The organism is Pedobacter nototheniae (assembly GCF_004335085.1).
GTDB lineage: Bacteria > Bacteroidota > Bacteroidia > Sphingobacteriales > Sphingobacteriaceae > Pedobacter > Pedobacter nototheniae.
This window is the reverse complement of the sequence record NZ_RQRS01000014.1, coordinates 65,004-89,979: the sequence shown is the minus strand read 5'-3', so window position 1 is coordinate 89,979 and position 24,976 is coordinate 65,004. Positions and strand designations below refer to the sequence as shown.

At 35.5% G+C, this 24,976-nt stretch carries 19 protein-coding genes; 12 read left to right on the top strand and 7 right to left on the bottom strand.

Going from position 1 to position 24,976, the window contains the following annotated elements; genetic code table 11:
• The first annotated feature begins 6 nt into the window (after positions 1–6).
• The 6 genes from EHC72_RS13565 to EHC72_RS13540 all read left to right on the top strand — a co-directional run bounded on the left by EHC72_RS13565 (position 7) and on the right by EHC72_RS13540 (position 5,982).
• Positions 7–2,379 carry a S9 family peptidase gene (locus EHC72_RS13565; protein WP_165585826.1) on the top strand — a complete coding sequence of 791 codons (2,373 nt, stop codon included), beginning with the start codon at positions 7–9 and terminating at the stop codon, positions 2,377–2,379.
• A gap of 243 nt (positions 2,380–2,622) precedes the next feature.
• Positions 2,623–3,255 (top strand): peroxiredoxin, encoded by a 633-nt coding sequence (locus EHC72_RS13560; RefSeq protein WP_131538251.1) that lies wholly within the window; start codon positions 2,623–2,625, stop codon positions 3,253–3,255.
• Positions 3,256–3,269: 14 nt separating this feature from the next.
• Entirely contained in the window at positions 3,270–3,578 is a 309-nt protein-coding gene (locus EHC72_RS13555) for a thioredoxin family protein (protein WP_131538250.1), read from the top strand.
• Positions 3,578–3,826: a DUF6952 family protein gene (locus EHC72_RS13550; RefSeq protein ID WP_131538249.1), complete on the top strand. Its 249-nt coding sequence runs from the start codon at positions 3,578–3,580 to the stop codon at positions 3,824–3,826. The genes EHC72_RS13555 and EHC72_RS13550 overlap by 1 nt, the downstream gene beginning before the upstream one ends.
• Before the next feature lie 159 nt (positions 3,827–3,985).
• Positions 3,986–4,882, top strand: a complete 897-nt coding sequence (locus EHC72_RS13545; protein WP_131538248.1) for a helix-turn-helix domain-containing protein — start codon at positions 3,986–3,988, stop codon at positions 4,880–4,882.
• 95 nt (positions 4,883–4,977) lie between these two features.
• Positions 4,978–5,982, top strand: coding sequence for an aldo/keto reductase (locus tag EHC72_RS13540; protein WP_131538247.1), 1,005 nt, complete (start codon positions 4,978–4,980; stop codon positions 5,980–5,982).
• A gap of 50 nt (positions 5,983–6,032) precedes the next feature.
• On the opposite strand, the gene EHC72_RS13535 is transcribed toward EHC72_RS13540, so the two are convergent.
• From EHC72_RS13535 to EHC72_RS13515, 5 genes are all read right to left on the bottom strand, one after another.
• Positions 6,033–8,618: a phosphoenolpyruvate carboxylase gene (locus EHC72_RS13535; RefSeq protein ID WP_131538246.1), complete on the bottom strand. Its 2,586-nt coding sequence runs from the start codon at positions 8,616–8,618 to the stop codon at positions 6,033–6,035.
• Between the two features lie 261 nt (positions 8,619–8,879).
• Positions 8,880–10,427, bottom strand: a complete 1,548-nt coding sequence (locus EHC72_RS13530; RefSeq protein ID WP_131538245.1) for a DHA2 family efflux MFS transporter permease subunit — start codon at positions 10,425–10,427, stop codon at positions 8,880–8,882.
• Positions 10,428–10,436: 9 nt separating this feature from the next.
• The gene (locus EHC72_RS13525) at positions 10,437–11,516 is read right to left on the bottom strand and encodes an HlyD family secretion protein (RefSeq protein ID WP_131538244.1); all 1,080 of its coding nucleotides are present in this window, start codon (positions 11,514–11,516) and stop codon (positions 10,437–10,439) included.
• Positions 11,517–11,524: 8 nt separating this feature from the next.
• Positions 11,525–12,844, bottom strand: a complete 1,320-nt coding sequence (locus EHC72_RS13520; RefSeq protein ID WP_131538243.1) for a TolC family protein — start codon at positions 12,842–12,844, stop codon at positions 11,525–11,527.
• Positions 12,841–13,467, bottom strand: coding sequence for a TetR/AcrR family transcriptional regulator (locus EHC72_RS13515; RefSeq protein WP_131538242.1), 627 nt, complete (start codon positions 13,465–13,467; stop codon positions 12,841–12,843). The genes EHC72_RS13520 and EHC72_RS13515 overlap by 4 nt, the downstream gene beginning before the upstream one ends.
• Positions 13,468–13,582: 115 nt before the next feature.
• Here EHC72_RS13515 and EHC72_RS13510 point away from each other — a divergent pair, with 115 nt between their 5' ends.
• The 5 genes from EHC72_RS13510 (at position 13,583) to EHC72_RS13495 (ending at position 17,401) form a co-directional block, all read left to right on the top strand.
• Positions 13,583–15,370 carry a glycoside hydrolase family 9 protein gene (locus EHC72_RS13510; protein WP_246029425.1) on the top strand — a complete coding sequence of 596 codons (1,788 nt, stop codon included), beginning with the start codon at positions 13,583–13,585 and terminating at the stop codon, positions 15,368–15,370.
• Between the two features lie 59 nt (positions 15,371–15,429).
• Positions 15,430–16,095 (top strand): polysaccharide deacetylase family protein, encoded by a 666-nt coding sequence (locus EHC72_RS23105; RefSeq protein WP_246029424.1) that lies wholly within the window; start codon positions 15,430–15,432, stop codon positions 16,093–16,095.
• Positions 16,096–16,155: 60 nt separating this feature from the next.
• Complete coding sequence (locus EHC72_RS13505) at positions 16,156–16,341, top strand: hypothetical protein (protein WP_131538241.1); 186 nt, start codon at positions 16,156–16,158, stop codon at positions 16,339–16,341.
• A gap of 70 nt (positions 16,342–16,411) precedes the next feature.
• Positions 16,412–16,981: a DUF2911 domain-containing protein gene (locus EHC72_RS13500; RefSeq protein ID WP_131538240.1), complete on the top strand. Its 570-nt coding sequence runs from the start codon at positions 16,412–16,414 to the stop codon at positions 16,979–16,981.
• A 204-nt stretch (positions 16,982–17,185) separates the two neighbouring features.
• Positions 17,186–17,401, top strand: a complete 216-nt coding sequence (locus EHC72_RS13495) for a hypothetical protein (protein ID WP_131538239.1) — start codon at positions 17,186–17,188, stop codon at positions 17,399–17,401.
• A 63-nt stretch (positions 17,402–17,464) separates the two neighbouring features.
• On the opposite strand, the gene EHC72_RS13490 is transcribed toward EHC72_RS13495, so the two are convergent.
• Together EHC72_RS13490 and EHC72_RS13485 are read right to left on the bottom strand one after the other, a co-directional pair.
• The gene (locus EHC72_RS13490; protein WP_131538238.1) at positions 17,465–19,840 is read right to left on the bottom strand and encodes a phosphocholine-specific phospholipase C; all 2,376 of its coding nucleotides are present in this window, start codon (positions 19,838–19,840) and stop codon (positions 17,465–17,467) included.
• A gap of 131 nt (positions 19,841–19,971) precedes the next feature.
• On the bottom strand, positions 19,972–21,477 hold the full coding sequence (locus EHC72_RS13485) for a glycerophosphodiester phosphodiesterase family protein (RefSeq protein WP_131538237.1): 1,506 nt from the start codon (positions 21,475–21,477) through the stop codon (positions 19,972–19,974).
• 171 nt (positions 21,478–21,648) lie between these two features.
• Here EHC72_RS13485 and EHC72_RS13480 point away from each other — a divergent pair, with 171 nt between their 5' ends.
• Positions 21,649–24,963: a DUF4175 family protein gene (locus tag EHC72_RS13480; protein ID WP_131538236.1), complete on the top strand. Its 3,315-nt coding sequence runs from the start codon at positions 21,649–21,651 to the stop codon at positions 24,961–24,963.
• Positions 24,964–24,976 lie beyond the last annotated feature (13 nt).

Sequence of the window (24,976 nt, the reverse complement as noted above, 5' to 3'; positions counted from 1 at the left end):
AACTTCATGAAGAAATATTTACTTTTCCTTTTGCTTTGCTCAGGCGAATATGCTTTTGCACAACAAATTGCTCCACTTACAGTTGATAAAATTATGCGTGATCCTAAATGGATGGGCGTTGCACCAAGCAATTACCGTTGGACAGCTGATAGTAAAACCTTGTACTTTAACTGGAATCCTGAAAATAAAGCCAAAGAAGAATTATTTAAAGTTTCGGCAACATCTACAAAACCAATAAAAGCGGTAGATAAGGAAGATGAAAAACTATTGAGCCTAAATTACATTTACAACAAAGGCAACACAATGGGTTTGGTTGAAAAAAGTGGAGATATTTATCTTCAAAACTTTAAAACCAATAAAGAAACCCGATTAACCAATACAATTGAGCGAGAAAGTAATCCCGTTTTTCTAACAAATGGTAACATTGTTTTCCAAAAGGAAGATAACCTTTATGAAATCAATCTTCAATCTGCTGAAACCAAGCAATTAACAAATTTTGTTAAGGGTAAAAAAACTTCCAAACCAGATGCTAAAATTTCTGAACAGGACAAATGGTTAAAAGCGGAACAAACTGAATTATTCGATATTATTAAAAAGAGAAATGCCGAAAGCAAGGATAAACCTAGAAATGGCAGAGGTCGTTTTGTGGCAGACGCGAAATCTTTAAAAGAAATTTATACGGAAGAAAAGTTTCTAAATGGGCAAACCATTAGTCCTGATGGGCATTTTATTACGTATAAACTTACCATTCCGGCGCAGAATAACCACAACACAATTGTTCCTAATTACGTTACTTCTTCTGGTTACACCGAAGACATTCCTGGACGTGCAAAGGTTGGCGAAAATGAAAGTACATCTCAAAATTTCATTTATGATACCCAAAAGGATTCTGTTTACTTAATTCAAACAGCAACTATTCCTGGGATAAAAGATTTGCCAGATTATTTAAAAGATTATCCTAAAGCGCTTGAAGAAGCTAAAAAGAAAAACGAAGATAGAAATGTAAATCTTTTTGGCCCTATATGGAACGAAAGTGGAAGTGCAGGAATTATGATTGCTGTTTCTGCAGATAATAAAGATCGTTGGATTTTGAGGCTCGATGCTTATACCGGCAACCTTTCTTTGGTTAACCGCCAACGTGACGAAGCTTGGATCGCAGGACCTGGAATTGGCGGCTATTATTCTGGCAATGTTGGCTGGATTGATAACAATCGTTTTTATTTTCAAAGTGAAGCTACTGGCTACTCACATTTATACATTGCCAACATCGCTACCGGTGATCAAAAACAATTAACTTCAGGGAAATGGGAAGTGCAAACCTTAAAATTATCTAAGGATAAAAGCACTTTCTATTTTACTGCGAATAAGGAACATCCGGGTATAACCAATTTCTTTAAAATTGGTGTGAACGGAGGCGAGCCCATTCAAATAACCAGTATGAAGGGCTTAAACGAAATTACGCTTTCACCTGATGAAAAATGGATCGCCATTAATTATTCATTTATGGATAAACCCTGGGAATTATATCTACAAGCCAATAAACCTGGGGCTAAGGCTGTAAAAATCACTCAATCTACTACAACAGAATTTAACTCATACAAATGGCGTCAGCCAGATTTGGTTAGCTATAAAAACAGATATGGCGCTGATGTTTATGCAAGGGTTTATAAATCAGAAAACCCAGATCCTAACCATCCAGCGGTGGTTTTTGTACACGGTGCGGGTTACCTTCAAAACGTACATTATGGTTGGAGCCAATACTTTCGTGAGTATATGTTTAACAATTTACTAGCCGATAATGGTTATACCGTAATCGATATAGATTATACTGGAAGCTCTGGTTATGGTCGCGATCACCGTACCGGAATTTATCGCCATATGGGTGGAAAAGATTTAACAGATCAAGTGGATGGTGTTAAACTTTTAGTTGAAAAATATGGCGTTAACCCTAAACACGTTGGCTTATACGGAGGCTCTTACGGAGGTTTTATTACGCTAATGGCCATGTTTAACGAATCGGATGTTTTTTCAAGTGGAGCAGCATTGAGGTCTGTTACTGATTGGGCACATTATAATCATGGGTACACGTCTAATATTTTAAATGAGCCTTTTAATGATCCTATAGCATACAAACAAAGCTCCCCTATTTACTTTGCCGATAAATTGAAAGGGAATTTATTAATGGCTCACGGAATGGTTGATGTGAATGTTCACTTTCAAGATATTGTTAGAATTACACAGCGATTTATTGAATTGGGTAAAAACAACTGGGAACTTGCCGTTTATCCGGTAGAAGATCATGGATTTGTTGAGCCAAGTAGCTGGACGGATGAATATAAGCGAATTTTTAAGTTGTATGAAAACACATTGAAGAAATAAAATTAAAGCCTCCTGATAACTTGGGAGGCTTTTTTGTTTTGATTCGAATACCTTCCAATACATTATATCATTGCTATAATTAAGATCTCTAAAAGAAAGATAGCCGACCTTTATACATTTTATAATAATTATAGTTTTTAACTATATTGTTATCAATAAATACAATGAACAATTACTTAAACTGGGTTGATTGGCAAGTGATTTAGCCTTACCTTTGTGGCACAAAATTAAAGACAAAAAATTATGGCAATAGTAGGTAAAAAATTCCCGAGTGTTAGTATTGATGCAATGTCAGATATGGGTGATGACTTGAAAATCAATGTATTTGAAGAAGCTGTAAATAAAAACAGTAAAGTATTATTATTCTGGTATCCAAAAGATTTTACTTTCGTTTGCCCTACAGAATTACACGCTTTTCAAGCGGCTTTACCTGAGTTTGAAAAAAGAAATACAATTGTTATTGGTGCATCATGCGATACAAATGAGGTTCACTTTGCATGGTTAAACACTCCAAAAGATAACGGTGGTATTGAAGGTGTAACTTATCCAATTTTAGCTGATACGCATAGACATTTATCTAACATTTTAGGCATTCTTGATCAAGAGGTTGAATACGATGAAGAAGGAAATGAAGTATTTACAGGTTCAAATGTTTCTTTCAGAGCAACTTACTTAATCGACGAAACTGGTAAGGTTTTCCACGAAAGTGTAAACGATATGCCACTTGGTAGAAACGTTAAAGAATATTTACGTTTAATTGATGCTTATGCTCACGTTCAAAAACACGGCGAGGTTTGTCCTGCAAACTGGGAAGAAGGAAAAGAAGCAATGAACGCTAACAGAACTGGCGTAGCTGAATATTTAGCTGCAAACTAATTAAATAAAACAATATGTTTTTAGAATTAACAGAAGATAATCTTCAACAATATTTAGCCGATAACAGCAAGGTTATGGTTCAGTATGCTGCATCATGGTGTGGTAATTGCAGAATCATGAAGCCGAAGTTTAAGAAATTGGCTGCAGAGAATGAAGATGTTGCTTTCTTAATTGTTGATGCTGAGAAATTTCCAAACTCCCGCAAATTTGCCAACGTAGATAACTTGCCAACATTTGCAGCCTTTGATGGCGGATCTTTGGTAGATCAGGTTCAAACCAACAAAGCAGAAGGTTTAGTAGAATTATTTAATAAAATAAAGTAATGAAGATTCCAGTAATAAGACAATTATTCCAAAATACCACTCCTGAACAACTCGAAACAACATTAGAAGTTTTAGAGGCTTTTTGCGAATTTAGAGGCGTAAGCGAGCATGAGGTTGATGTAGCAGGCGAAATGATTACCAATATTTGTGGTGCGCTTGAAGTACATCAAATGGTAAAAGATGGAGCTGTAGAAAAAGATGCGCTTAATGCTTTCGGACAAAAAGTTATGGGATCTATTGATAGATAATTCTCTTACAACGAATTCTTTTTATTAAGATAAAAAACCCTCACAGATTTAATTTTGTGAGGTTTTTTTGTTTTGTTGAGCCTGAACATTAACCAACAGATTTAAAATAGTGCTTTCGATTGCCTAATTAATATGGTTTGATTTTTATAACTTTAAATTATGAAAACGGAAACGATAGAAGATTTCTACAATAGAATTGCACCAGGTTATTTATTAGGCAACAACTATAAACCGCAGCAATTTAATGTACAGGCCCGAAATTATAATTGTGGTACGTCAGCAACAGCTTATAATCGTCGCGATTTCTATAAAATATCACTAGTGATTGGCGAGGGAACACTTTATTACGCCAATAAGGGCATTAAAATAGATCGCCCTGCCTTAATGTTTTCTAATCCCATGATTCCTTATTCCTGGGAACCTGCTTCAGAAGATCAAAGTGGTTATTTTTGTCTTTTCACGGAAGGTTTTATCCATACAGAAAGTCATCAGAATAGTGTTTTAGAATCGCCTCTTTTTAAAGTTGGAAGTAATCCGGTATTTTTTCTGGACGAAAAACAGCAGGAAAAAGTAAACTCTATTTATGAATCAATGATGCAGGAAATTGAAACAGAATACTTGCATAAAACAGAGCTACTACAATCTTACGTGCATTTGCTTATCCATGAAGCGATGAAAATGCAACCTGCACAAAACTATTTTAAACATGCTAATGCAACTTCGCGGATTACCAATTTGTTTCTGGAGCTTTTGGAGCGACAGTTTCCTATTGATACACCTAAACATTACTTATCATTAAAAACGCCAAATGATTTTGCCCTCAAATTATCGGTACACGTTAACCATTTAAATCGTGCGGTAAAACAAATTACCGGAAAAACAACGGGCCTGCACATAGCAGACCGGGTTATGGCTGAGGCAAAGGCTTTGCTTAAACATACCGACTGGAATGTTGCTGAAATTGCAAACTGCCTTGGGTTTGAGTACCCGGCCTATTTTAATAATTTCTTTAAAAAGCATGCTTTAATTACGCCAAGTACTTTTAGAGTACAATAGTTTGATTTTTATAACTTTTGGTTAGATTAACTTAATTCCTTTTATCTGTATGTGCTGTAATTTTGTTTAATCAACAATAAAGAAATACTACGATTATGAAATACAGAAAATTAGGTAAAACAGAAGAACAACTTTCGGCATTGGGTTTAGGTTGCATGGGCATGAGCTTTGCTTACGGCCCAACAGATGATGAAGAATCAATTGCTACTTTGCACAAAGCATTGGATTTAGGAATAAATTTTTGGGATACGGCAGATATGTATGCCAATGGCGATAATGAAACCCTTATTTCAAAAGTGCTCGTTCCAAACCGTGATAAAATTTTTATAGCAACTAAGTTTGGTTTCAGGTTTAAAAATGATGAAGCTGGGCCTAGCAACTCTGCTAATACTTATTTCGATGCCTCGCCTGCATATATTAAAACGGCTGTAGAAAAAAGTTTAAAGAGGCTTAAAATAGATACAATTGACCTTTATTATGCCCATAGGGTAGATCCAAATGTACCTATTGAGGATACGGTAGGTGCAATGGCAGAATTGGTAAAAGAAGGCAAAGTGCGTTATTTAGGGCTTTCTGAGGCATCGCCTGTATCGATTAGAAAAGCACATGCCGTTCATCCCATCGCTGCGCTACAAAGCGAATATTCTCTTTTGACAAGAGATGTTGAAGGCGAAATTTTATCGACGATTAGAGAACTTGGCATCAGTTTAATTCCTTACAGCCCACTAGCACGTGGTTTGGTTACAACCACTATTAGCCAAACAGATAATTTTGCTGAAACAGATTTCAGAAGAACCTTACCACGTTTTGAAGGCAAGCACTTTGAAAATAACCTGAAACTGGTAAATGGCTTCGCAGAAATTGCTAAAAGTAAAGAAGTAACTCCTACACAATTAGCACTTGCATGGGTGTTGGGTCAAGGCGATGATATTATTCCGATTCCGGGAACTAAGAAAAGAAAATATCTGGAAGAAAATGTAGACGCTATAAACGTGAGCTTATCTGCTGATGATTTTAAAGCAATTGATGGATTATTGAGTAAATTCCCAGATACAGGAGCAAGATATAGTGAAGGCTCCCTAAAAATGGTTAATAAATAAACAATAAACCCCATAGGTTTTAAAACCTGCGGGGTTTGATTAGAAATAAATTACGCTAGATTTCTGCCAGCGTTCACAATACCAAACACAGTTCTAACCGCTAATTTTTCTAAAGCGTGCTGTTCCTTTTCTGCATGATTATGCTGTAATTTTTCCAAAGCAAAATGCTGAATCAACACCAACGGAAGAATAATTTTTTCACGAGTTGCAATTGATTTTTTATCTACAGGATAATTAGCCATTAAAGTTGGCTGTCCTGATAGTTTTAAAAGCATCTCCTTAGCTAATTCAAACTCATCGTGTAGTTGAGTCCAAAAGGCGCCAAACTCCTTATCGTTGGCTAAATGAGCTGTAATGGTGAAATCAGATTTGCTCATACTCATCATACAGTTATCTACAATCGTTTTTAAGTAGTCAGAATCCTGGTAAACCTTAACCACTTTATCCCAATTGCCCGCCTTTTCCTGGTTTTTTAAAGAAGTACCCATTCCGTAAAAACCGGGTACGTTTTGTTTTAGCATGCTCCAGGCCGTAACAAAGCTAATGGCTCTTAAATCTTCTAATTTCATTTCGCCACCGCCATTTCTTTTCACTGGTCTGCTGCTAATATTTACCTGTGATAATAATTTCAACGGAGATAGTTTTTCCAGGTAGCTTACAAATAGCGGATGCTCACGCAAATCAACAAAAGCTTTGTAACTATCTTCAGCCATTTCATCTAAAAGCGTTTTATTTTCTTCGTCTAAAAGGATGTTATGCTTTTCTTTCAAACCAGAGGTTAGGCCAGCATTAATTAATTGCTCGATATTAAATTCTGCACTTTCTACCGATCCGTATTGCGAACTGATGGTTTGCCCCTGAACGGTTAATTGCATATTTTTATTTGCAATTTCTTTACCCATTGATGCGTAGAAACGGTGTGTTTTACCACCACCACGGGCAGGCGGCCCTCCACGACCATCAAAAAATGCGAGCTGAATATTATGCTTATCTGATACGGCTGTTAAAGAAGTTTTTCCATTAAAAATAGACCAATTAGCCATTAAATAACCGCCATCTTTTGTACTGTCAGAATATCCAAGCATAATATGTTGCTTGTTTCCTCGGTTGGCTAAATGTGTTTTATAAAATGGATTACTGTAAAGTGTATCCATAATTTTTGCTGCGCCCTTCAAATCTGCTACGGTTTCGAAAAGAGGCACAAAATCAATTGTTAAATTATCTTTACTCCAACCGTTCCAAAGAAATAGTTCTACCAGCTGAAGAATATCCGTTGCTTGCTGGCAGTTACTAATGATAAATCTATGGCATGCTTTTTCTCCGTTGCGTTTTTGGATGCCTTTAATCTCCTTTATGGTTTCAATGGTATCCTTAATTAAATCATCCGCTTCGGTGGCATAATTAATACTTGCTTCTTTAAATGAAATTACTTTAAGCTTTTCTTCTTCTGATAATTGATCGTAATTTAATGGATAAAGCGATGAAATTGGCTTATTTTGCCTGCAATATGCGTGTACATTACGCAGCACTCGGCTATCTTGTCTTATATCCAACGAGGCGAAATAATTTCCATATAAATCAATTTTCCTGATTAAATCATTCACAAGGTCTACAAATAAACCATCGTGCTCTATCAGTAAAGTTTCTTTTATTTTGTTGAGGTTTTCTCTTAAAGCGTCAGAAATATCTTCGATCTCACAGGTTTGATCAAAAGCATTTTTATAAAGCACATCGTGTAAAATTGCAATGTTTTCTTCAACCCCTCTAAAGGTAATGCGACGTTTAATTACACGGAAATCACGATAATAACAACGGAATAGAATTTGGCGCAACATTTTAGAAACTTCTAAAGTTGTATCCGAATGGATATTTGGGTTTCCGTCTCTATCGCCACCCGGCCAAAAACCTAATTCTAAAATTTTCTTAGTTTCTAAATTATATTCGTCAAGATTTTGATCTATTTCTTCCTGAATATTTGCCGCAGCAAAATAAAAAGTATTTTCTAAAAACCAGGCAAGGTTTAAAGCTTCATCAACAGGTGTTGGAGATTTTTTATTAAAAAATGGCGTTTTACCCAATTGCTGCAACAAAGAGTTCATTGCTGTAATGTTATTATCTCTTATAGCTGCAGTTAAATCGGTAATGATTGCCAAAACGCTACCTGGGTAAAACTGGGTTGGGTGCGCTGTTAATACCAAACGCAAAGAAAGCTCATCAATAAGTTTCTCAATTTTGGCAAGCATCGGTTTATTATCGGCATTCTTTTTTAAAATAAAAGAAAGCGTACTCTGCTCATCTGTAGTATTTAATTTGGTGAAAGATGCATCTTCAACGGCATCAAAAAGTACTACCTGGCGTTCGATGTACTGTATAAAGCGAAAAAGTAAATCAATAATATCTGTACTTTCCGTATAACTGGTGTATTTCGCAAAAAACTCTTCAATAATTTGGGCAGGCTTTTGGTCTTGCTTTATTCCTTCTTCACAGCTCTTAAAAAACAGGGGCAATAACGTTCCTGTGTCCTTAATTTTATAAAATGGAAGGGTTAGAAAAAGACTGTTAAAAAGCTCAAATTTTGAGATGACCTCATTATTAAAAATGGATTCCCGCTGAGTTGTTAAACGAAGTTTAGGCATAGCTTAATCAATAGTTTTGTATATGGTAATACTACAAAAAATGCTTAAACTATTAAAATTACACAGGCAACTATTTGGAAAATTGCAGAATAAATTTTAATTTTAGAATCTTATTTGGGTATTTGATACTTGAATAAGAACATTTGCAATGTTTAAGGGCATTGCATTGATTGTTAATTTTTTGGGTTAAAACAGCCGATGTAATAAAATACACCGGCTGTTTTTATTTATTGCCAATTTTAATGGCATTTTCTTGCAAACTTAATGCACATCTGCAGGAATTTCTACATTTTTCTTAAACTTTTGAAGATATAATAAAGGAATTGAGAATAGCATAATTAATCCTGCAACCCAATAAGCATCATCATAAGTAAGTAACATGGTTTGCTTGGTTATAATTCCTTCCATTGCTCTTGCTGCCATTATTTTAGCATCCAAAAAGCTTTGTCCTTTTGCCATAAAACCTTTAATTAAAATATTAAAGCGCTCTACAAAAGCTGGATTATATTCGTTTACATTAGTTAAAAGGTTACTTCTATGAAAACCTTGGCGAACGTGAATTAGAGTAGTTAAGGCTGCAATACCAAATGAACCACCTAATTGACGCATCATGTTATTTAAACCAGATCCTTGTCCTATTTCAGGTCCTTTTAAATCCTGAATAGCTAGTGTAGTTAGTGGTACAAACAATAAAGCCATACCCACCCCTCTAATTACCAACGGTAAAAAGAAATCACCGGTACCGGATTGTAGTGTAGAATTGCTCAACATCCAGCAAAAAACGAAGAATAAGAACATTCCTACTGTTGCCATAAACTGCGCTGGTATACCTTTCTTAAGCATAATACCAATAAATGGCATCATTACAATGGTACACAAGCCACCGGGGAATAAAAGCTCTCCTGTTTGCAGCGCTGAAAACCCGAGTAAGTTTTGACAGAAAACAGGGAACACGAATACGGAACCATACAAACCAAATCCTAAAATAAAGGAAGTAAACATCCCCACAGAGAAACTTCTGTGGCGCATAATTTTAAAGTTCACAATTGGGTGGTCTGTGGTTGTTTCTCTCCAAATAAAGAGCAATAATCCAAATACCGCTGCTGCTGCCAAAGCTGTAATATATGGCGTTGCAAACCAATCTTCGCTTTCACCTTTTTCTAAAACGGTTTGTAAACTACCTACTGCAATTGCCAAAAGTGCAATACCCCACCAATCGACAGGTTGGCCCTGCCCTTCTTTCGGAGTCGCTCGCACAAAGGTGTAAGTACAGTAGGCGGCGAGTATTCCGACGGGAATATTCACATAAAAAATCCACGGCCAAGAACTAATATCCAAAATATATCCACCAATTGTTGGTCCAACGGTTGGTCCAACTACTGCACCCAAACCAAATAAGGCTGTTGCAATACCCACATCTTCACGTGGCCAGGTTTCAATTAAAATGGCTTGTGCGGTTGATATTAAACCACCACCAGCAAGTCCCTGGATAATTCTGAATAAAATTAGTTCGTTTAATGAGGTGGCGTTACCGCACAAAAATGAAACGAGTGTAAAAACAATAATGGAGGTAAGAAAATAATTTTTCCTGCCGAACCGGTTTCCCAGCCAGCCAGACATTGGCAATACGATAACGTTTGCTACCGCATAGCCTGTAGAAAGCCAGGCAACATCCTCCAATGTAGCGCCCAGGTTTCCTTGTATTTGTGGAATTGCTACGTTTACGATAGTTGTATCAATCAGCTCCAACAATGAAGCAGTGATCACCGTAAAGGTAATAACCCACTTTTTTAAACCTACTTCGGCCATTTTAATTTTTTATTTAGTAGATACTGATGCTTTTACGCTCATTCCAGGACGTAGTTTTGATAACAACTCTTTTGATGGATGAATTTTAATTTTAACCGGCACACGTTGTACTACCTTAACAAAGTTACCTGTAGCATTATCTGGAGGTAATAAAGAGCCTTTTGCCCCTGTAATTGGAGAAAAATTATAAACTTCACCTTCAATTTTTTCATTTGGATACGCATCAACTTCAATCTCTACCTTAGATCCTGATTTAATTTTTTCCAATTGAGTTTCTTTAAAGTTAGCTGTTACGTAAATACTGCCATCGTTAACGATAGAGAATAAAGATTGACCAGCTTGAACTAATTGTCCTTTTTGAACATTCTTTTTAGAAACAATGCCCGAAGCTGGTGCTTTAATATCTGTGTATGATAATTGAAGTTTTGCAAAATCGATATCACTTTGGCGTTGGCTAATTACATTGCTGCTTACTGCCAATTGTGATTGAGTAGTACCAACTTGTTTAACCGCTGCGTTGTATTGATCTTGAGCCGCTTGATAGGCTGCCAAAGCTGATTGTTTTGCTGCCTCTGCAGATTCTTTATTAGCTTTTGCCTGATCGAATGCTTGTTGCGTTATTGAACCATCTTTTACCAAGTTTTCGTAACGGTTATAATCTTTCTGCGCTAAGTTTACTTTAACATTTGCTGCCTGAACATTTGATTTAGCCGCTTCTACGTTGGCTTTTGCAGTACCAGTATTCGCTTGTGTAGCCACAATTTGTGATTCTGCAACACCAACACCTGCACTTGCACCTTTTTGACCAGATTGAGCTTGCTCTAATTTAACTTTGTAATCGTTATCATCAAGTTTAACCAAAACCTGTCCTTCGGCTACGTGCGTATTTTCTTCAAAATTAATATCCTTAACATAACCGCCAACACGAGCAACAACAGGACTGATATCGCCATCAATCTGAGCATCATCCGTATCTACGTGTTTGCTATAATAATTCCACTCTGTGATACCGAATACCACACCTATTACTAGTAAAACGCCTAAAATGATGGGTACTACTAAGTTCTTTTTTTTCTTTTCAGTTGTCATTGCTGTATTTATTGCGTTATTTTTCCTGTTGATTTTAGTAATGTATAGTAAGCTAAACCTGCATCAGCTTTAGCTATTTCTAAGTTTATTTTTGCTTGGTATAATAAAGTTTCTGCATCGATCCTATCGGTAACAGAAGCCACATTGTTTTTATATTTCGATGCCAATAACTTATCATTTTCAGTTGCCTGGGCGATAGAAGTTTCTAAAACTTTAATCTTATCAATTGCAACCTGATAGTTTTGGTAATTTTTATTGATGTCGGTTTTTACCTGATCTGATAAAATATCTTTCTGAATATTGATTTCGCTCTGCTGAATTTTAGCTTCAGATACTTTGTTTTTATTAGTCCAAAGGCTACCAATATTCCAGCTAACCGTTGCACCCAAAGTAACCGGAAGTAAATATTGATTTACTGGTGGGATAAAACTGCCACTTGGGTTAATGTAATAAAGGTTTGCACCCACACCAACTGTTGGTAAAGTATTTGCTTTTACTGTTTTAATATTGAAATCGGCAACTTTGTTTTGCACATCAAGTTGTTTCAGTTCCTGGCGGTTTGCCAATGCTAAACCAATATAATCATTTAATGCACCAGCTACTTTTAAGCTTCCATCAGGATCAGCAATTTTAACTTCAGTATTTTCTGGCAAGCCTAATAAAATATCCAAATTATAATTAATGATTTTACGATTGCTTTCAATATCCATTTCGGTAAGTGAAACATTAGCTTGTTGCAACTGGAAACGTAAAACATCATTTTTGGTTACAATACCCTGATCAAAAAAGCGCTGTGCCTGTTTTATTTGAGCCGCAATTGACTCTAAGTTTTGATTAACAACTTTCTTGCTTTGCAACACTTTATACAAAGAATAATAAGTGTTAATTACAGCGTAAGTAATTTCTTCTTTGCTTTTATCGGCATCTAAACGGGCAACATCGGCAAGTAATTTGGTTGATTCTTTTGCGTATCGTAATTTACCACCACCGTAAACCAATTCTTGTACAGCAGCTGTACCTACAAAAGCATCGGCCCTTTTTGGTAAATGGAATGCGCTGGTACCTTCGCCCAAGCTAAACGTGTTTGTTGGAATTTCTGCGTGGTTGTACATAAAACTTGCGTTTGCAGTTGGCAACGCATTATCCTTTACAACTGCAAGCTGCGCAACAGCTTGATCGATTTTGTTTTGAGAGAGTTTTAAGTTTTTGCTATTGGCTATGCCAAGTTCTATTGCCTGGTTAATATTTAATTCCTTCGTACTTTGTGCAAATAAAGCCGCTGGAATTAATGATGCCGCAAGCATTAATCTGATTGATTTGGGTATCATCTTTTTGTTGTTAAATAAACTGTTGTTAAATCTTGTAAATGAGTTATTGCTCTGTCTCTAATCATTTTTTTATCTTTCGGGTTGTTAAGGTCAAAGTGTGAACAAGGCATCACCTTATTAGGCGCAATAACAATGTTTGTAATGGTGCCCATAATAGTGGCAATTACCATCCTAACATCAACTTTGTTAAAAGTGCCATCCTCAATACCTCCACTTATAATACGATCGATAAGCAACATGTTTTGACTCATTGCATCTTTAATTTTATCGTACATTTCTGGTCTTTGAGTTAAAGACAATTCCCTGTGCATCATTTTGTGAAAAGCTGGGTTACTTAGGGTTCGGTTTACATAACCTTCAATTACCCGATGCAGTTTTTCCAATGATGAAATCTTATCTTCATTAATGATTTTTAACTGAGAGGCAAAACCAGCAATACGCTCGTTCATAATCTCAACAAAAACACCTTCTTTAGAACCGAAATAGTAATTAATCATTGCCATATTTGCTCCAGATTCTTTTGCAATCTGGCGAGTGGAAGTACCTTCGTACCCAGTCTCGCAAAACAGCTTTTCGGCTGCTTCAAGAATGGCTTGCTTTTTATCTATCTTTTCTGTTTTCATTTCTTTTGATGACACAAAATTAATCAAACGATTGATTAATTACCAAATGTTTCCATGCATCTTTTACAATTCCTTGATAAAACCCTAATTTTGAAAGAACTAATCTTCCCGCTTTATGAAAATTAAATGCATTTGTTTGTTAGCATTTGGATTTGCTGTATATCTACTTTCCTCGTTTAATGTAAAAGAAAAAGAACCACAAAGCTGGATCAGGATAAACTTGTTGGGCTATCCTACTCAAGCTGTTAAGGTTGCCGTTTGGGCAACTAAAACCAATGAAAACCCCACACGTTTTGAGATTTTAGAAAAAGAAAGTTCAAAAGTTGTTTATTCTTCTACCAATATTAATGGTTTCGGGGCTTATGGTCCATTTACAAAAACAGCTCGACTAAACTTTTCCGACTTTAAATTAAAGGGTCAGTTTTACATCAGGGCAAATGGCATTTTATCTCCCCTGCTGTTAATTAACGATGATGTTTATAAAGGTGCGGCAGACTTTTGTCTTCGCTATATGCGCCAGCAACGCAGCGGTTTTAACCCGTATTTAAAGGATAGTTGCCATACACATGATGGATTTGCTTTATACGGCCAAAAAGCTGGAATAAAAGATAGTACGCACTTTAATGCTTCTGGCGGCTGGCACGATGCTAGTGATTACCTTCAATACAGCACAACATCTGCCAATGCAACTTATCATTTGTTAATGGCCTACCGAGATTTTCCTCAAGTATTTGGAGATAAAAAACAAGCTAATGGACTGGATGGAAAAAATGGAATGCCCGATATTTTAGATGAAGCCAAGTGGGGACTTGATTGGTTGCTGAAAATGCATCCGCGAAAAGATATTATGTTTAATCAACTGGCGGATGATCGTGACCATTCTACCATGCGAATCCCGAAGGAGGATAACCAATACGGGAAAGGTTTTGAGCGCCCACTATATTTTATAACTGGAGAGCCGCAGCAACGGGGTAAATTTATGAATAACACAACTGGAACCAGTTCTACCGCGGCTAAATTTAGTAGTGCTTTTAAATTGGGTTCAGCATTATTTAACCGGGATAAGAATTATTCAAAATTGCTTAACCAAAAAGCTAAAACAGCGTGGCAATTTGCTTTACAAAAACCTGGAGTAACGCAAACGGTTTCCGTTAAATCACCTTATATATATGCGGAAGATAACTGGACTGATGATATGGAACTGGCAGCCGCTTTAAGTTTTCAGAAAGGGAAAAACAGTGCATTAAATTATGCTGAAATGGAAAAAACCACGCCATGGATGCTTAAAGATACCGCCGCACATTATCAATATTATCCATTTATAAACCTTGGCCACTATGAGTTGGCGAAACAGCTTAACGGAGAAGAGAAAAATAAAATTACTGGCTATTACAAACAGGGTATTGAGCAGGTTTGGAACAGAGCAAAAGAAAATGCTTTTTATCGGGGCATTCCTTTTGTTTGGTGCAGCAATAATTTAACGGTTGCCTTCGCCATGCAATGTAATTGGTATGCAGATTTAACCGAAAACCATACTTTTGCCGAATTGGAGCAAGCAAATTTCGATTGGATTTTTGGCTGCAACCCATGGGGAACTAGCATGGTTTATGGCTTACCAAGCTGGGGCGATACTCCAATTGATCCGCACTCGGCTTTTACACATTTAAAAAATTACCCTATCGATGGTGGATTGGTTGATGGCCCTGTTTACACCAATATTTATAAAGGATTAATTGGAATAAAACTTTCTGATGCAGACGAATACGCCTCTTTCCAAAGTGATTTAGCCGTTTACCATGATGATTATGGCGATTACAGCACTAATGAACCAACGATGGACGGTACTGCTTCCTTAATTTATTTATTGGCAGCGAAGGAGGCTCAATCCAAGCCAAAAAAGTAGTAGCCCCAACAGCTCGGGGCGAAACCATTAATTTAGGCGCAACCATTCGTGGTGATTCTTTGAAGAAAAAAATTGCCCTTGTTTTTACAGGTGATGAATTTGCAGATGGCGGTGATTTTATTGCCAAAACCTTAAAAAAAGAAAAGGTAAAGGCTTCATTCTTTTTAACAGGAAATTTTTATAGAAACGTTAAATTCAAAACTTTAATTGCTGGCTTAAAAAAAGATGGTCATTATTTAGGGCCACATTCTGATCAGCATTTGCTTTACTGCGATTGGAATAAACGCGATAGTTTACTCGTAACCCAACAAGAATTTGAAAAGGATTTAAAAGCCAACTATCAGGCAATGGCTACTTTCGGAATAAATAAATCTTCGACTAAGTTTTTCCTACCTCCATACGAGTGGTACAACAAAGCAATTTCCCTTTGGACAGAAAAATTAGGTTTTAAGCTGATTAACTTTACACCCGGTACCCGTTCAAACGCAGACTATACTTATCCCGAAATGAGTAAAAGTTATCGAAACAGTAATGAAATTTTTAATTCTATTATAAGTTACAATCAAACAAAGCCCAATGGTTTAAATGGCTTTATTTTGTTGTTACACATTGGTACTGACCCCCGAAGGATAGATAAATTTTACAATCAGTTACCTGAGTTGATCCTCTATTTAAAAGAAAACCAATATGAAATTGTCAGAATTGATAATTTATTAAAGGATTAACTATTATGGCAAATTAAAATTTAAAATAAATATTAACTTTGCCTCCAAATAATAAAAAACATGAGTGTACAAGAAAACAGCAGCAACAATTTCAACTGGCTTTATTATGCTTTGGGCTTAATTTTTGGTGTTTTAACAGCAGTAATCATTACCCAGAGTTATATTTTTGCTTTCGTAGGTGCAATTTTAGGTTTGTTATCAGCAGGCTTATTTTTAAATGCTATTGTAAAAGGCAGAAAATACTAATTCATTAGTTTTTTCAAATCAGAGGCTGTTTACCTCTTTATTTCATACTTTATAAAATAATTCGCAGCAGATGAGGAATATCTTTATTGTTGTTTTCGCTTTTTTATGTCTTGGAGTAAAGGCTCAGGAAGCCGCAAAAGACGAGATTAAATTTGCAGTAGCAGATCCAAGTCCTGCAGATATTGTTTACTTTCCTTTAAACGCACCTAAAGCTAAAGATGGTGACGTTTCTAAACCTGTAATAAAAGTTATTTATTCACGTCCGCAAAAAAAAGGACGTGAAATTTTTGGCGTTTTAGAACAGTATGGTAAAGTTTGGCGTTTTGGCGCCAATGAAAATACTGAAATTAAATTTTTCAAGAAAGTAAGTATTGGAGGCAAGAAAATTAAAGCTGGTACCTACAGCTTGTTTGCCATTCCTGACAAGGATAAATGGGTACTTATCATCAATAGCCAAACCGATAAATGGGGCGCTTTTAGTTACGATCAATCAAAAGATATTGTGCGTGTAGAAGTTCCTGCTAAGGTTTTAGCTAAACCAATAGAGTATTTCTCTTTAACTTTTGTTAAAACTGAAAGTGGTGCAAACTTAATTGCCGGATGGGATAAAACACAAGTAGAACTTCCTGTTTTATTTTAGTTTTTTTATTTCTTACATTTTCTTTTATAATGGTTATTTAAATGTTAACGCGTATGCGCAAAGCAAATGTTTGTAACATTAATCAGCGGCAACAAACTAATTATTAAGCGGTTTTGTATATTTGATAAGAGCGTTAGTGTATTTTTATAGTAACGCTTTGAACCAAATCATTTTTTTAAATAACTAACATTTAAAAACAAAACCATGAAAAATTTAAAAGAATTCCAAAAATTATCGAGAACAGAGCTAAAAAACGTAATGGGTGGTGGTAAAATTCCGCCTGCGGGCTGTAGTTGTTTTTGCATTATAGGTGCTGTAAAATCAAGCCATTCTTGTACAAGCTATTGCCCAGATGGCGCTATACCAGGCTTAGAATCAGGCTCTGGAGCTGATTGTGGCACACCAAAACCATTAAATTAATTGCTTTAGCATATAATAACAAAGGCTTTACAAATTGCAAAGCCTTTGTTATTTAACAGAATTTTAATGTATTTCTGCCCCCATAAACGGGTCTGTTGTTGTAATATCTCCAGTTTCTATTTTTCCTGCATACCGATGTTTGAACAAAGTATTACCTAATTGGGAGATGCTGAAATCATACCAATTACCATTTTTAGAAAGGTTTAGCACAACCATTGTACTAGATTTTGGCTTAATTACAACATTTTGCGGAGCAGCTTTATACTTATTATCTACAATTTGCAATGTAACGGGTAAAGCACCTTTATTATCAAAAGAAAAAACTAAACTTCCTGTTAATTTTTTTGTAACCAATCCATTCTGCTCTGCAAAAGCTTTAATATTTAAATGGGCGTTCTTCTTATCTCCTTTAAAAACCCTGTAGAAGCCATTTGGACCGGTTATCGAAAAATCATAAATGTTATTGTCAAAATCATCTAAACTAATTTTATCTTTTATAACATCACCACTTTTAACTGTGTAAGCCCAAACTTTACCATCAACTCCTTTAAATTTAGAAACAGTACTCATATTAAAAGGTGCTCCAACAGTTTCTAAAGCATTACCAAATAACGTTTTAACGGATTGAAAAGAAATTTCAATTTCGTTATTAATTAATTCAGCATCTACATTTAAGTGGTATGGCAATGCACAGGCTGGCTTTGCTCCTTTTTCTTGTTTTGGCATGTACGCCGAAGTTTGTACAGAAAAAGCTTCGTTCTTATTAATTTTAGCAACTTCATTCTTGTTTAATGCCGTTGGCCCTATCTGAGCGGGTTTATTTTTAGCATTACCAATATTTGTAACTACAACCTCGCGTTTTAATGGATCAGGAGATTTTATTGCTTCTCCATTATAAGGTCTGAAAACTGAAGTTAGATCTCCGGAAACTGCCCTTCTCCAATCGCTAATATTATTGCTCTTTATATTTTTACCGGTTTTTTTTGTTAGCCATTTCTCCATAAACATGAGCGAAGAAGTATGGTCTAAAACCTGCGAATTTACAAAACCACCTTTACTCCATGGCGAAGCAACAACCATCGGTACACGATATCCCATTCCAATCGGACTTCCTTTTCTGGCTTCAAAATCTGTAGCGTAATTAATTCCTTGAGAAACCTTTCCTGAAGAAGCATCGTTCGGGTTTGGCACTACAAATGGCGGTTGATGATCAAAATAACCATCATTTTCATCATATGTTAAAATGAAAATAGTTTTCTTCCAAACCTCTGGGTTTTTGGTTAAAATATCCAAAGCTTCACTTACATACCAAGTACCATAAAGAGGTGAGCTGGTGTGGTCAGAAAAACGTTGAGGTGCAACCAACCAAGATACTGGAGGGAGTTTTCCGCTATCTACATCTTTTCTAAATTGATGAAAAATATCTCCTTTCGGAATATTAATTGTTTCCTTTTCGCCCTTATCATTGGTAAAAGTAAAAGGCGCAAGCTCTAAATAATCAGACTGATCGATATTGGTTTGGAAAGCCTTATCAATTAAGTTTTTTTCTTTTTGAGAAAGTTTATCATATTTTGCCTGCACTTCTTTAGCGCTCAATGCTGGCTTAACAGTATTATCTCCGTTTTTTCTGAAATAGGCAGATAACTTTACATTATGTCTGCTGATATACTCTAATGGGTTATCACCATAATTACCTAACCAATCATCAATCTCTCCCTCCGGAAGTTTAGATGTCCAAAGTTCATTTTGATAAACTCTCCAATCAATACCATTATCTTCCAAGGTTTCTTGAAAAGTTGGCCAATCTACAAAAACATTGTTTTGTGATTCTGCCTGGTCGTTATTAACTACGGCAATTTTATTTTCGCTTTTTTCACCTCTAATAGTTCCTGTAAAGAAAAATAACCTGTTTGGGGTTGTTCCAGTTAAAGACGAACAAAAATGCTGGTCACAAACCGTAAAAGCATCAGCCATGGCATAATAAAAAGGAATATCGTTCCTATCGTAATGCGCCAAAGTCATCGGCGATTTAATGGGTAACCACTTATCATATCGTCCGCCATTTCTAGCAGCCACCTGATCGTTCCACGAATGCGGCAAACCACCTTGCCAGGTAATTTTAGTTTTATTAATATCCACATGAAAAGGGGCATAAGTGTAGCCTGCCAAATCTTTTTGCAGCCAAACTTTATTACCATCGGGCTGAATATGCGGATGCGGATCGTTAAACCCTCGTACCCCTTTCATTGCGCCAAACATATGATCGAATGATCGGTTTTCCTGCATTAAAAACACAATGTGCTCTGCATCGTAAAACGTGCTCCCAGGCTCGGGATTGATTGACATTGCTTTAACTACAGAGCTGGGCAGGGCATTAACCATACCCGTAGCTCCGGCAAATAAAGCTGCCTTTTTTAAAAATTCTCTACGTGAGTCCATAATTTATACAATATAGCTTAGATACCGCAATTTAGACAAAGCGTATTAATTTAAAAACATGTAATGAGATTGATGCAAATTTCGCACAAAAGTGAACCCTAGAAACGGGTATTTATAGGGCCTTTATTCATCTATTTTTCAAATACCCTTACATAATCCACTTTCATAGTTGCCGGAAATATAGTTTCATCTATTCCATTTTTACCACCCCAATTGCCTCCAACGGCTAAATTTAAAATCACATGGAAGTTTTGATCAAATGGCCATTCTCCTGCTCCTTTTCCTGAATTTTTAAAAGTTAAAAATTTCTGGTCATCTATAAAGAATTCGATTTTATCCTTAGTCCATTCCACGCCGTAAACATGGTACGCATTGTAAAGATTTTCTATTTTAATGCCTTTGGTAACTTGCGTATGAATAACGTGATTAAATTTCTCTGTATGCACACTTCCATAAACAGTATCTGGTTCGTAACCAACATGTTCCATAATATCTATTTCACCACTTTTTGGCCAATTACCATATTTCCAATCTGTTGGCAGCATCCATATTGCTGGCCAAAGCCCTCTTCCTTTAGGCAAAATTGCTCTAACTTCTACACGACCATATTTAAAGTCGAATTTATTTTTGGTAACCAAACGTGCAGAAGTGTAATGATTACTTTCTTTATCAGCCTTAATAGCTGTAATATTTAAGTTTCCTTTTTTAATAACGGCATTTGCTGTATCTGCTTCCGTATAATATTGTAATTCGTTATTTCCCCATCCTTTTCCTCCAATATCATAGTTCCAGTTTTTAGTTAATGGCAATCCTTTATCATTAAATTCATCAGCCCATTTAAGTTTCCACCCTAAAGCTATGGGTGCTTTTTTTATTTCTTCAAAAAGTAATTCAGGCTCATTAGTTGTAATATATTCAACGTTGTGTGCTAAAAGCCATTGCATTTCGGGTACGGTATTAACTGTCCATGCATTTACGGTTAAACCAAGTTTTTGGGCATTTTCTATCCAGTTATCTTTTTGGTAAACGCTATAATAATAATCAGCTCCTGTTAATTTATCGGCCTTTAATTGTTCAGCTGTTTTATCTCCGTTTAAGTAAGCAACTTTTGCATTTGGCAGCAATTCTAAAACGCGTTTACAATAGTCATAATCAAAACTGATGTACTCTACCCAATCAACGGCCTTTAGTTTTTGAACCATCTCAATAGATTTGTTGGTTACATTTAAACCACGCTCCTTACTAATTAAGGATGGTTTAATTTCTAAAATCAACTTTGTAGTTTTTTGCTTTTTACCTGCCAAAAGATAACTTTCTAACGTTGGAATTTTTTCTCCGTTCGTCATTGTTTTAGTAAGCAACTCGGCGTAGGTAACTTTTTCTATGGTTAAACCTTGAAACTCTGGGTCGTGATTTACAACTAAAATATTATCCACTGTCATCCAAACATCAAACTCAGAGCCATAACATCCAATCTTAACCGCCTCATTTAAAGAGGCTATGGAGTTTTGAGGTAGATTATTTTTTTTCCATGCGCCGCGATGTGCAATAACCTGGTTTTTATTCCAGTTAAATTTTTGGGCAAAAGATGCTGATGTTACCATCATAATTAGTAAAAGTGTAGAAAAAGATTTCATCGTATTTGGGATCATTCAATAAACCCAAAAATAGATTATTTATATAAATCAAAAGTTAACTTTATGATGTTGTTACATTAACGCAATGTAAGCACAGTAAACCAAATAATGTTTCGTGGTTATTTATTATTTTTCTTTTTATCCAGTTCATATATTTTTACATTTACAAATATGGCTGGCAACAATTATAACGAGCTGATTAAAAAGATAGATGAGTTTATCCGAAAGTTTTATTTAAATAAAATTTTACGGGGAAGCATTTATGTTGCCGCGATATTGCTGGGCCTTTACCTCCTTGTTTTCTTAAGTTTATATTACCTGCATCCAGGGGCAGATTTTAAGACATTTATCTTTTTTGCTTACCTTTTAATCGGTGTCTTCCTAATTGGTATTTTAATTGTGAAACCTTTGTTGGCTATGCTGAAATTAGGCAAACACATTTCTTTTGATGAAGCATCTATTATTATTGGAAACCATTTTGCAGATATAAAGGATAAACTATTAAATACCTTACAACTCCACAAACAAGCAGAAACACTTCCTGAAAATAACCAGTTAATTTTGGCTAGTATTGATCAGAAAATACTCGAATTAAAACCCGTTCCGTTTTACACCGCAGTAAGAATTAATGACAATAGAAAATATTTAAAATACCTGTTTATTCCCCTATCCATCATCTTATTAATTGGCATTGTTGCGCCTGCCATTTTAAAAGAAGGTACGCATAGCTTTTTAAAATACAATGAATACATTGCGCCCAAAGCGCCGTTTGATTTCAGCCTTTTAAATAAGAAGCTAACAGCTACTCAGGGAGATGATTTAACGCTGAATTTGAAATTAAGTGGGAACGAATTACCACAAGAGGTATATGTAGAGGATGGCAAGAACACTTATAAACTCGAAAAAATTAATATCAGCCAGTTTAACTACCTCATAAAAAATATTCAAACCGATAAGAAATTGATTTTTAAAGGCGGTGGATTTAGTTCTTCAACTTTTACAATTACCGTAAAACCTCGTCCTGAGTTATTAGGTGTTACCGCACTGTTAAATTATCCTGCATATTTGGGCAAAAAGAATGAAGAAATTTCAAATGTTGGCGATTTGCTTTTACCTGAAGGAACAAAAATTACATGGAACTTTAAAACGGCTAAAAGTAACCAACTATTATTTACCTTAAATGGAACAGCGCATCTTTTAAACATACAAAGTAATGAATCGGCATTTAATGCTATTATAAAAACCAACTCGAAATATAGCATTACACCCAAAAACGAATTTATAACCTTAAGCGATTCCCTCTCCCATCAAATTACGGTGATAAAAGATCAGTCGCCAGGCATATCAGTAGAAGAAAAACCAGATTCTGTAAGCAATAAAGCATTATATTTTTCTGGTCAGGTTACCGATGATTATGGCTTTAGCAGACTAAGTTTTAAGTACAACATTAAAGAAAATAATAAGGTTATATCAACAGTAACCAAAAACATTCCGATAAAAAGTAATGTTCCTGAAAATCATTTTTTTTACTTCTGGGATTTAAAAACAACTTCATTAAAAGCAGGTCAAAGCCTTGAGTATTATTTTGAAATTGCAGATAATGATGCTGTAAATGGTGCAAAAGTTACCCGCTCTGAAATTAAAACCTTTAAACAGCCTAGTAAAAAAGAAAGCGTTGATCAAATAAATGCCAACAACCAGGCTTTAAAACAAAAAATGCAATCGGCTATTCGCTTGGCTTCAACTATTGAAAGGGAAAGTAAAAAAGTTGCCGAAAGTTTAATTGATAAAAAACAGATTTCTTTTGAGGATAAAAAGCAAATTGAACAACTGCTTGATAAACAAAAACAACTTGAAGAGGCAGTTAAAGAAATTAAAGATTTAAATGATAAAAACGGACAACAAAAACAAGAAGACCAACAGCAAACCGAAGAGCTTTTAGAGAAACAAAAACAGATTAAAGATTTATTCGACAACGTTTTAGATGAAAAAACTAAGGATTTATTGCAGAAACTTCAAAACCTGATGAATGAGCGCAATAAAGACCAAACACAGAATGAACTTTCTAAAATGCAGTTGGATAATAAAACGCTAAAAAATGAATTAGATCGGATTTTGGAGCTTTACAAACAATTGGAGTTTGAGCAAAATCTTCAAAATGATATTGATAGACTAAATGATCTTGCCAAACAACAAAAAGAACTAGGTGAAAAAAGCAAAGACAAAAAGCAGGATATTAATAGTTTAAAGGAAAAGCAAGATGCTTTAAATAAGGAACTTAACGACTTAAAGAAAGATATTAAAGAGCTGGAGAAAAAGAACCAGGGTTTGGAGCGACCAAATCCATTTGAAAATCCTGAAAAAGATTTGCAGGATATACAGAAAGAACAAAAAGATAGTAAAGAAGCATTAGACAATAAGGATTCTAAAACTGCTAGTCAAAAACAGCAGAAAGCTGCCGAACAAATGGAAAAGCTATCAAAAAAGATGAGCGACATGCAGCAGCAGGGTGAAGAAATGGAAAATAACTTAAATGCCAAAGAACTCCGTCGTTTACTAGAAAATCTTTTAAATACTTCATTTGAGCAGGAAAAAGTAATGCTAACGCTCAAGAAAATGACAGCTGCTGATCCATCTTATATTGGCAACGTTCAAAAACAACGCAACATTAAGGATAACCTTAAAACCATTGCTGATAGTTTATATGCTTTAAGCAAACGTGTACCGCAAATTGAATCGAGCGTAAACGAGGAAATGAATAAAATAAATTTTAACCTCGATAAAAGTTTAGAAAGTTTAGGAGAGAGAAGAACTCCAGAAGCCAATAGATATCAACAGTTTACGATGACTTCTATAAACAACTTAACGTTAATGTTGAGTGAAGCTTTAAATCAGTTGCAAAATATGTCTAAAAACTCTAAAGGTGGTAAAGGCAAGCAAAAGCAAAGTATGAAACAACTCTCTCAAATGCAGGAGCAACTAAATAAAAGTATGCAAAAAGCCAGAGAACAAATGCAAAAATCTGGTAATCAGGGTACTGTTGGTAAAGGTGAAATGAGTAAAGAGTTTGGTAAAATGGCTCAACAGCAACAGATGATAAGGCAGGCGCTTGAAAAAATTAACCGCGAAGATAATAAGGATGGTACGGGTAAAATGGGAAATTTAAATGAGGCTATTAAGGAAATGAAACAAACAGAATCTGACTTGGTAAATAAGCGCCTACAACAAGAAACCATGCAACGCCAAAAAGAACTTTTAACCAAATTATTGGATGCCGAAAAAGCAGAACGAGACCAGGATGAAGATAGCAAAAGAGAAAGTAAGGCAGCAAAAGAGTTTCCGCCATCATATCAAAAAATGCTAGATCAGTACAAAAAACAACAGCAAAATGGTACAGATGTATTGCAAAAATTGCCCCCATCTTTAAACTATTACTATAAAAATAAAATTGCAGAATATTTGAAATCTTTAAGAACAGCGCAGTAACTCTATCCTATAA

Bases quoted from the DNA above. Each gene is read 5' to 3' on its own strand.
- EHC72_RS13565 (WP_165585826.1), top strand. From the start codon at position 7: ATGAAGAAATATTTACTTTTCCTTTTGCTTTGCTCAGGCGAATATGCT.
- EHC72_RS13560 (WP_131538251.1), top strand. From the start codon at position 2,623: ATGGCAATAGTAGGTAAAAAATTCCCGAGTGTTAGTATTGATGCAATG.
- EHC72_RS13555 (WP_131538250.1), top strand. From the start codon at position 3,270: ATGTTTTTAGAATTAACAGAAGATAATCTTCAACAATATTTAGCCGAT.
- EHC72_RS13550 (WP_131538249.1), top strand. From the start codon at position 3,578: ATGAAGATTCCAGTAATAAGACAATTATTCCAAAATACCACTCCTGAA.
- EHC72_RS13545 (WP_131538248.1), top strand. From the start codon at position 3,986: ATGAAAACGGAAACGATAGAAGATTTCTACAATAGAATTGCACCAGGT.
- EHC72_RS13540 (WP_131538247.1), top strand. From the start codon at position 4,978: ATGAAATACAGAAAATTAGGTAAAACAGAAGAACAACTTTCGGCATTG.
- EHC72_RS13535 (WP_131538246.1), bottom strand. From the start codon at position 8,618: ATGCCTAAACTTCGTTTAACAACTCAGCGGGAATCCATTTTTAATAAT.
- EHC72_RS13530 (WP_131538245.1), bottom strand. From the start codon at position 10,427: ATGGCCGAAGTAGGTTTAAAAAAGTGGGTTATTACCTTTACGGTGATC.
- EHC72_RS13525 (WP_131538244.1), bottom strand. From the start codon at position 11,516: ATGACAACTGAAAAGAAAAAAAAGAACTTAGTAGTACCCATCATTTTA.
- EHC72_RS13520 (WP_131538243.1), bottom strand. From the start codon at position 12,844: ATGATACCCAAATCAATCAGATTAATGCTTGCGGCATCATTAATTCCA.
- EHC72_RS13515 (WP_131538242.1), bottom strand. From the start codon at position 13,467: ATGAAAACAGAAAAGATAGATAAAAAGCAAGCCATTCTTGAAGCAGCC.
- EHC72_RS13510 (WP_246029425.1), top strand. From the start codon at position 13,583: ATGAAAATTAAATGCATTTGTTTGTTAGCATTTGGATTTGCTGTATAT.
- EHC72_RS13505 (WP_131538241.1), top strand. From the start codon at position 16,156: ATGAGTGTACAAGAAAACAGCAGCAACAATTTCAACTGGCTTTATTAT.
- EHC72_RS13500 (WP_131538240.1), top strand. From the start codon at position 16,412: ATGAGGAATATCTTTATTGTTGTTTTCGCTTTTTTATGTCTTGGAGTA.
- EHC72_RS13495 (WP_131538239.1), top strand. From the start codon at position 17,186: ATGAAAAATTTAAAAGAATTCCAAAAATTATCGAGAACAGAGCTAAAA.
- EHC72_RS13490 (WP_131538238.1), bottom strand. From the start codon at position 19,840: ATGGACTCACGTAGAGAATTTTTAAAAAAGGCAGCTTTATTTGCCGGA.
- EHC72_RS13485 (WP_131538237.1), bottom strand. From the start codon at position 21,477: ATGAAATCTTTTTCTACACTTTTACTAATTATGATGGTAACATCAGCA.
- EHC72_RS13480 (WP_131538236.1), top strand. From the start codon at position 21,649: ATGGCTGGCAACAATTATAACGAGCTGATTAAAAAGATAGATGAGTTT.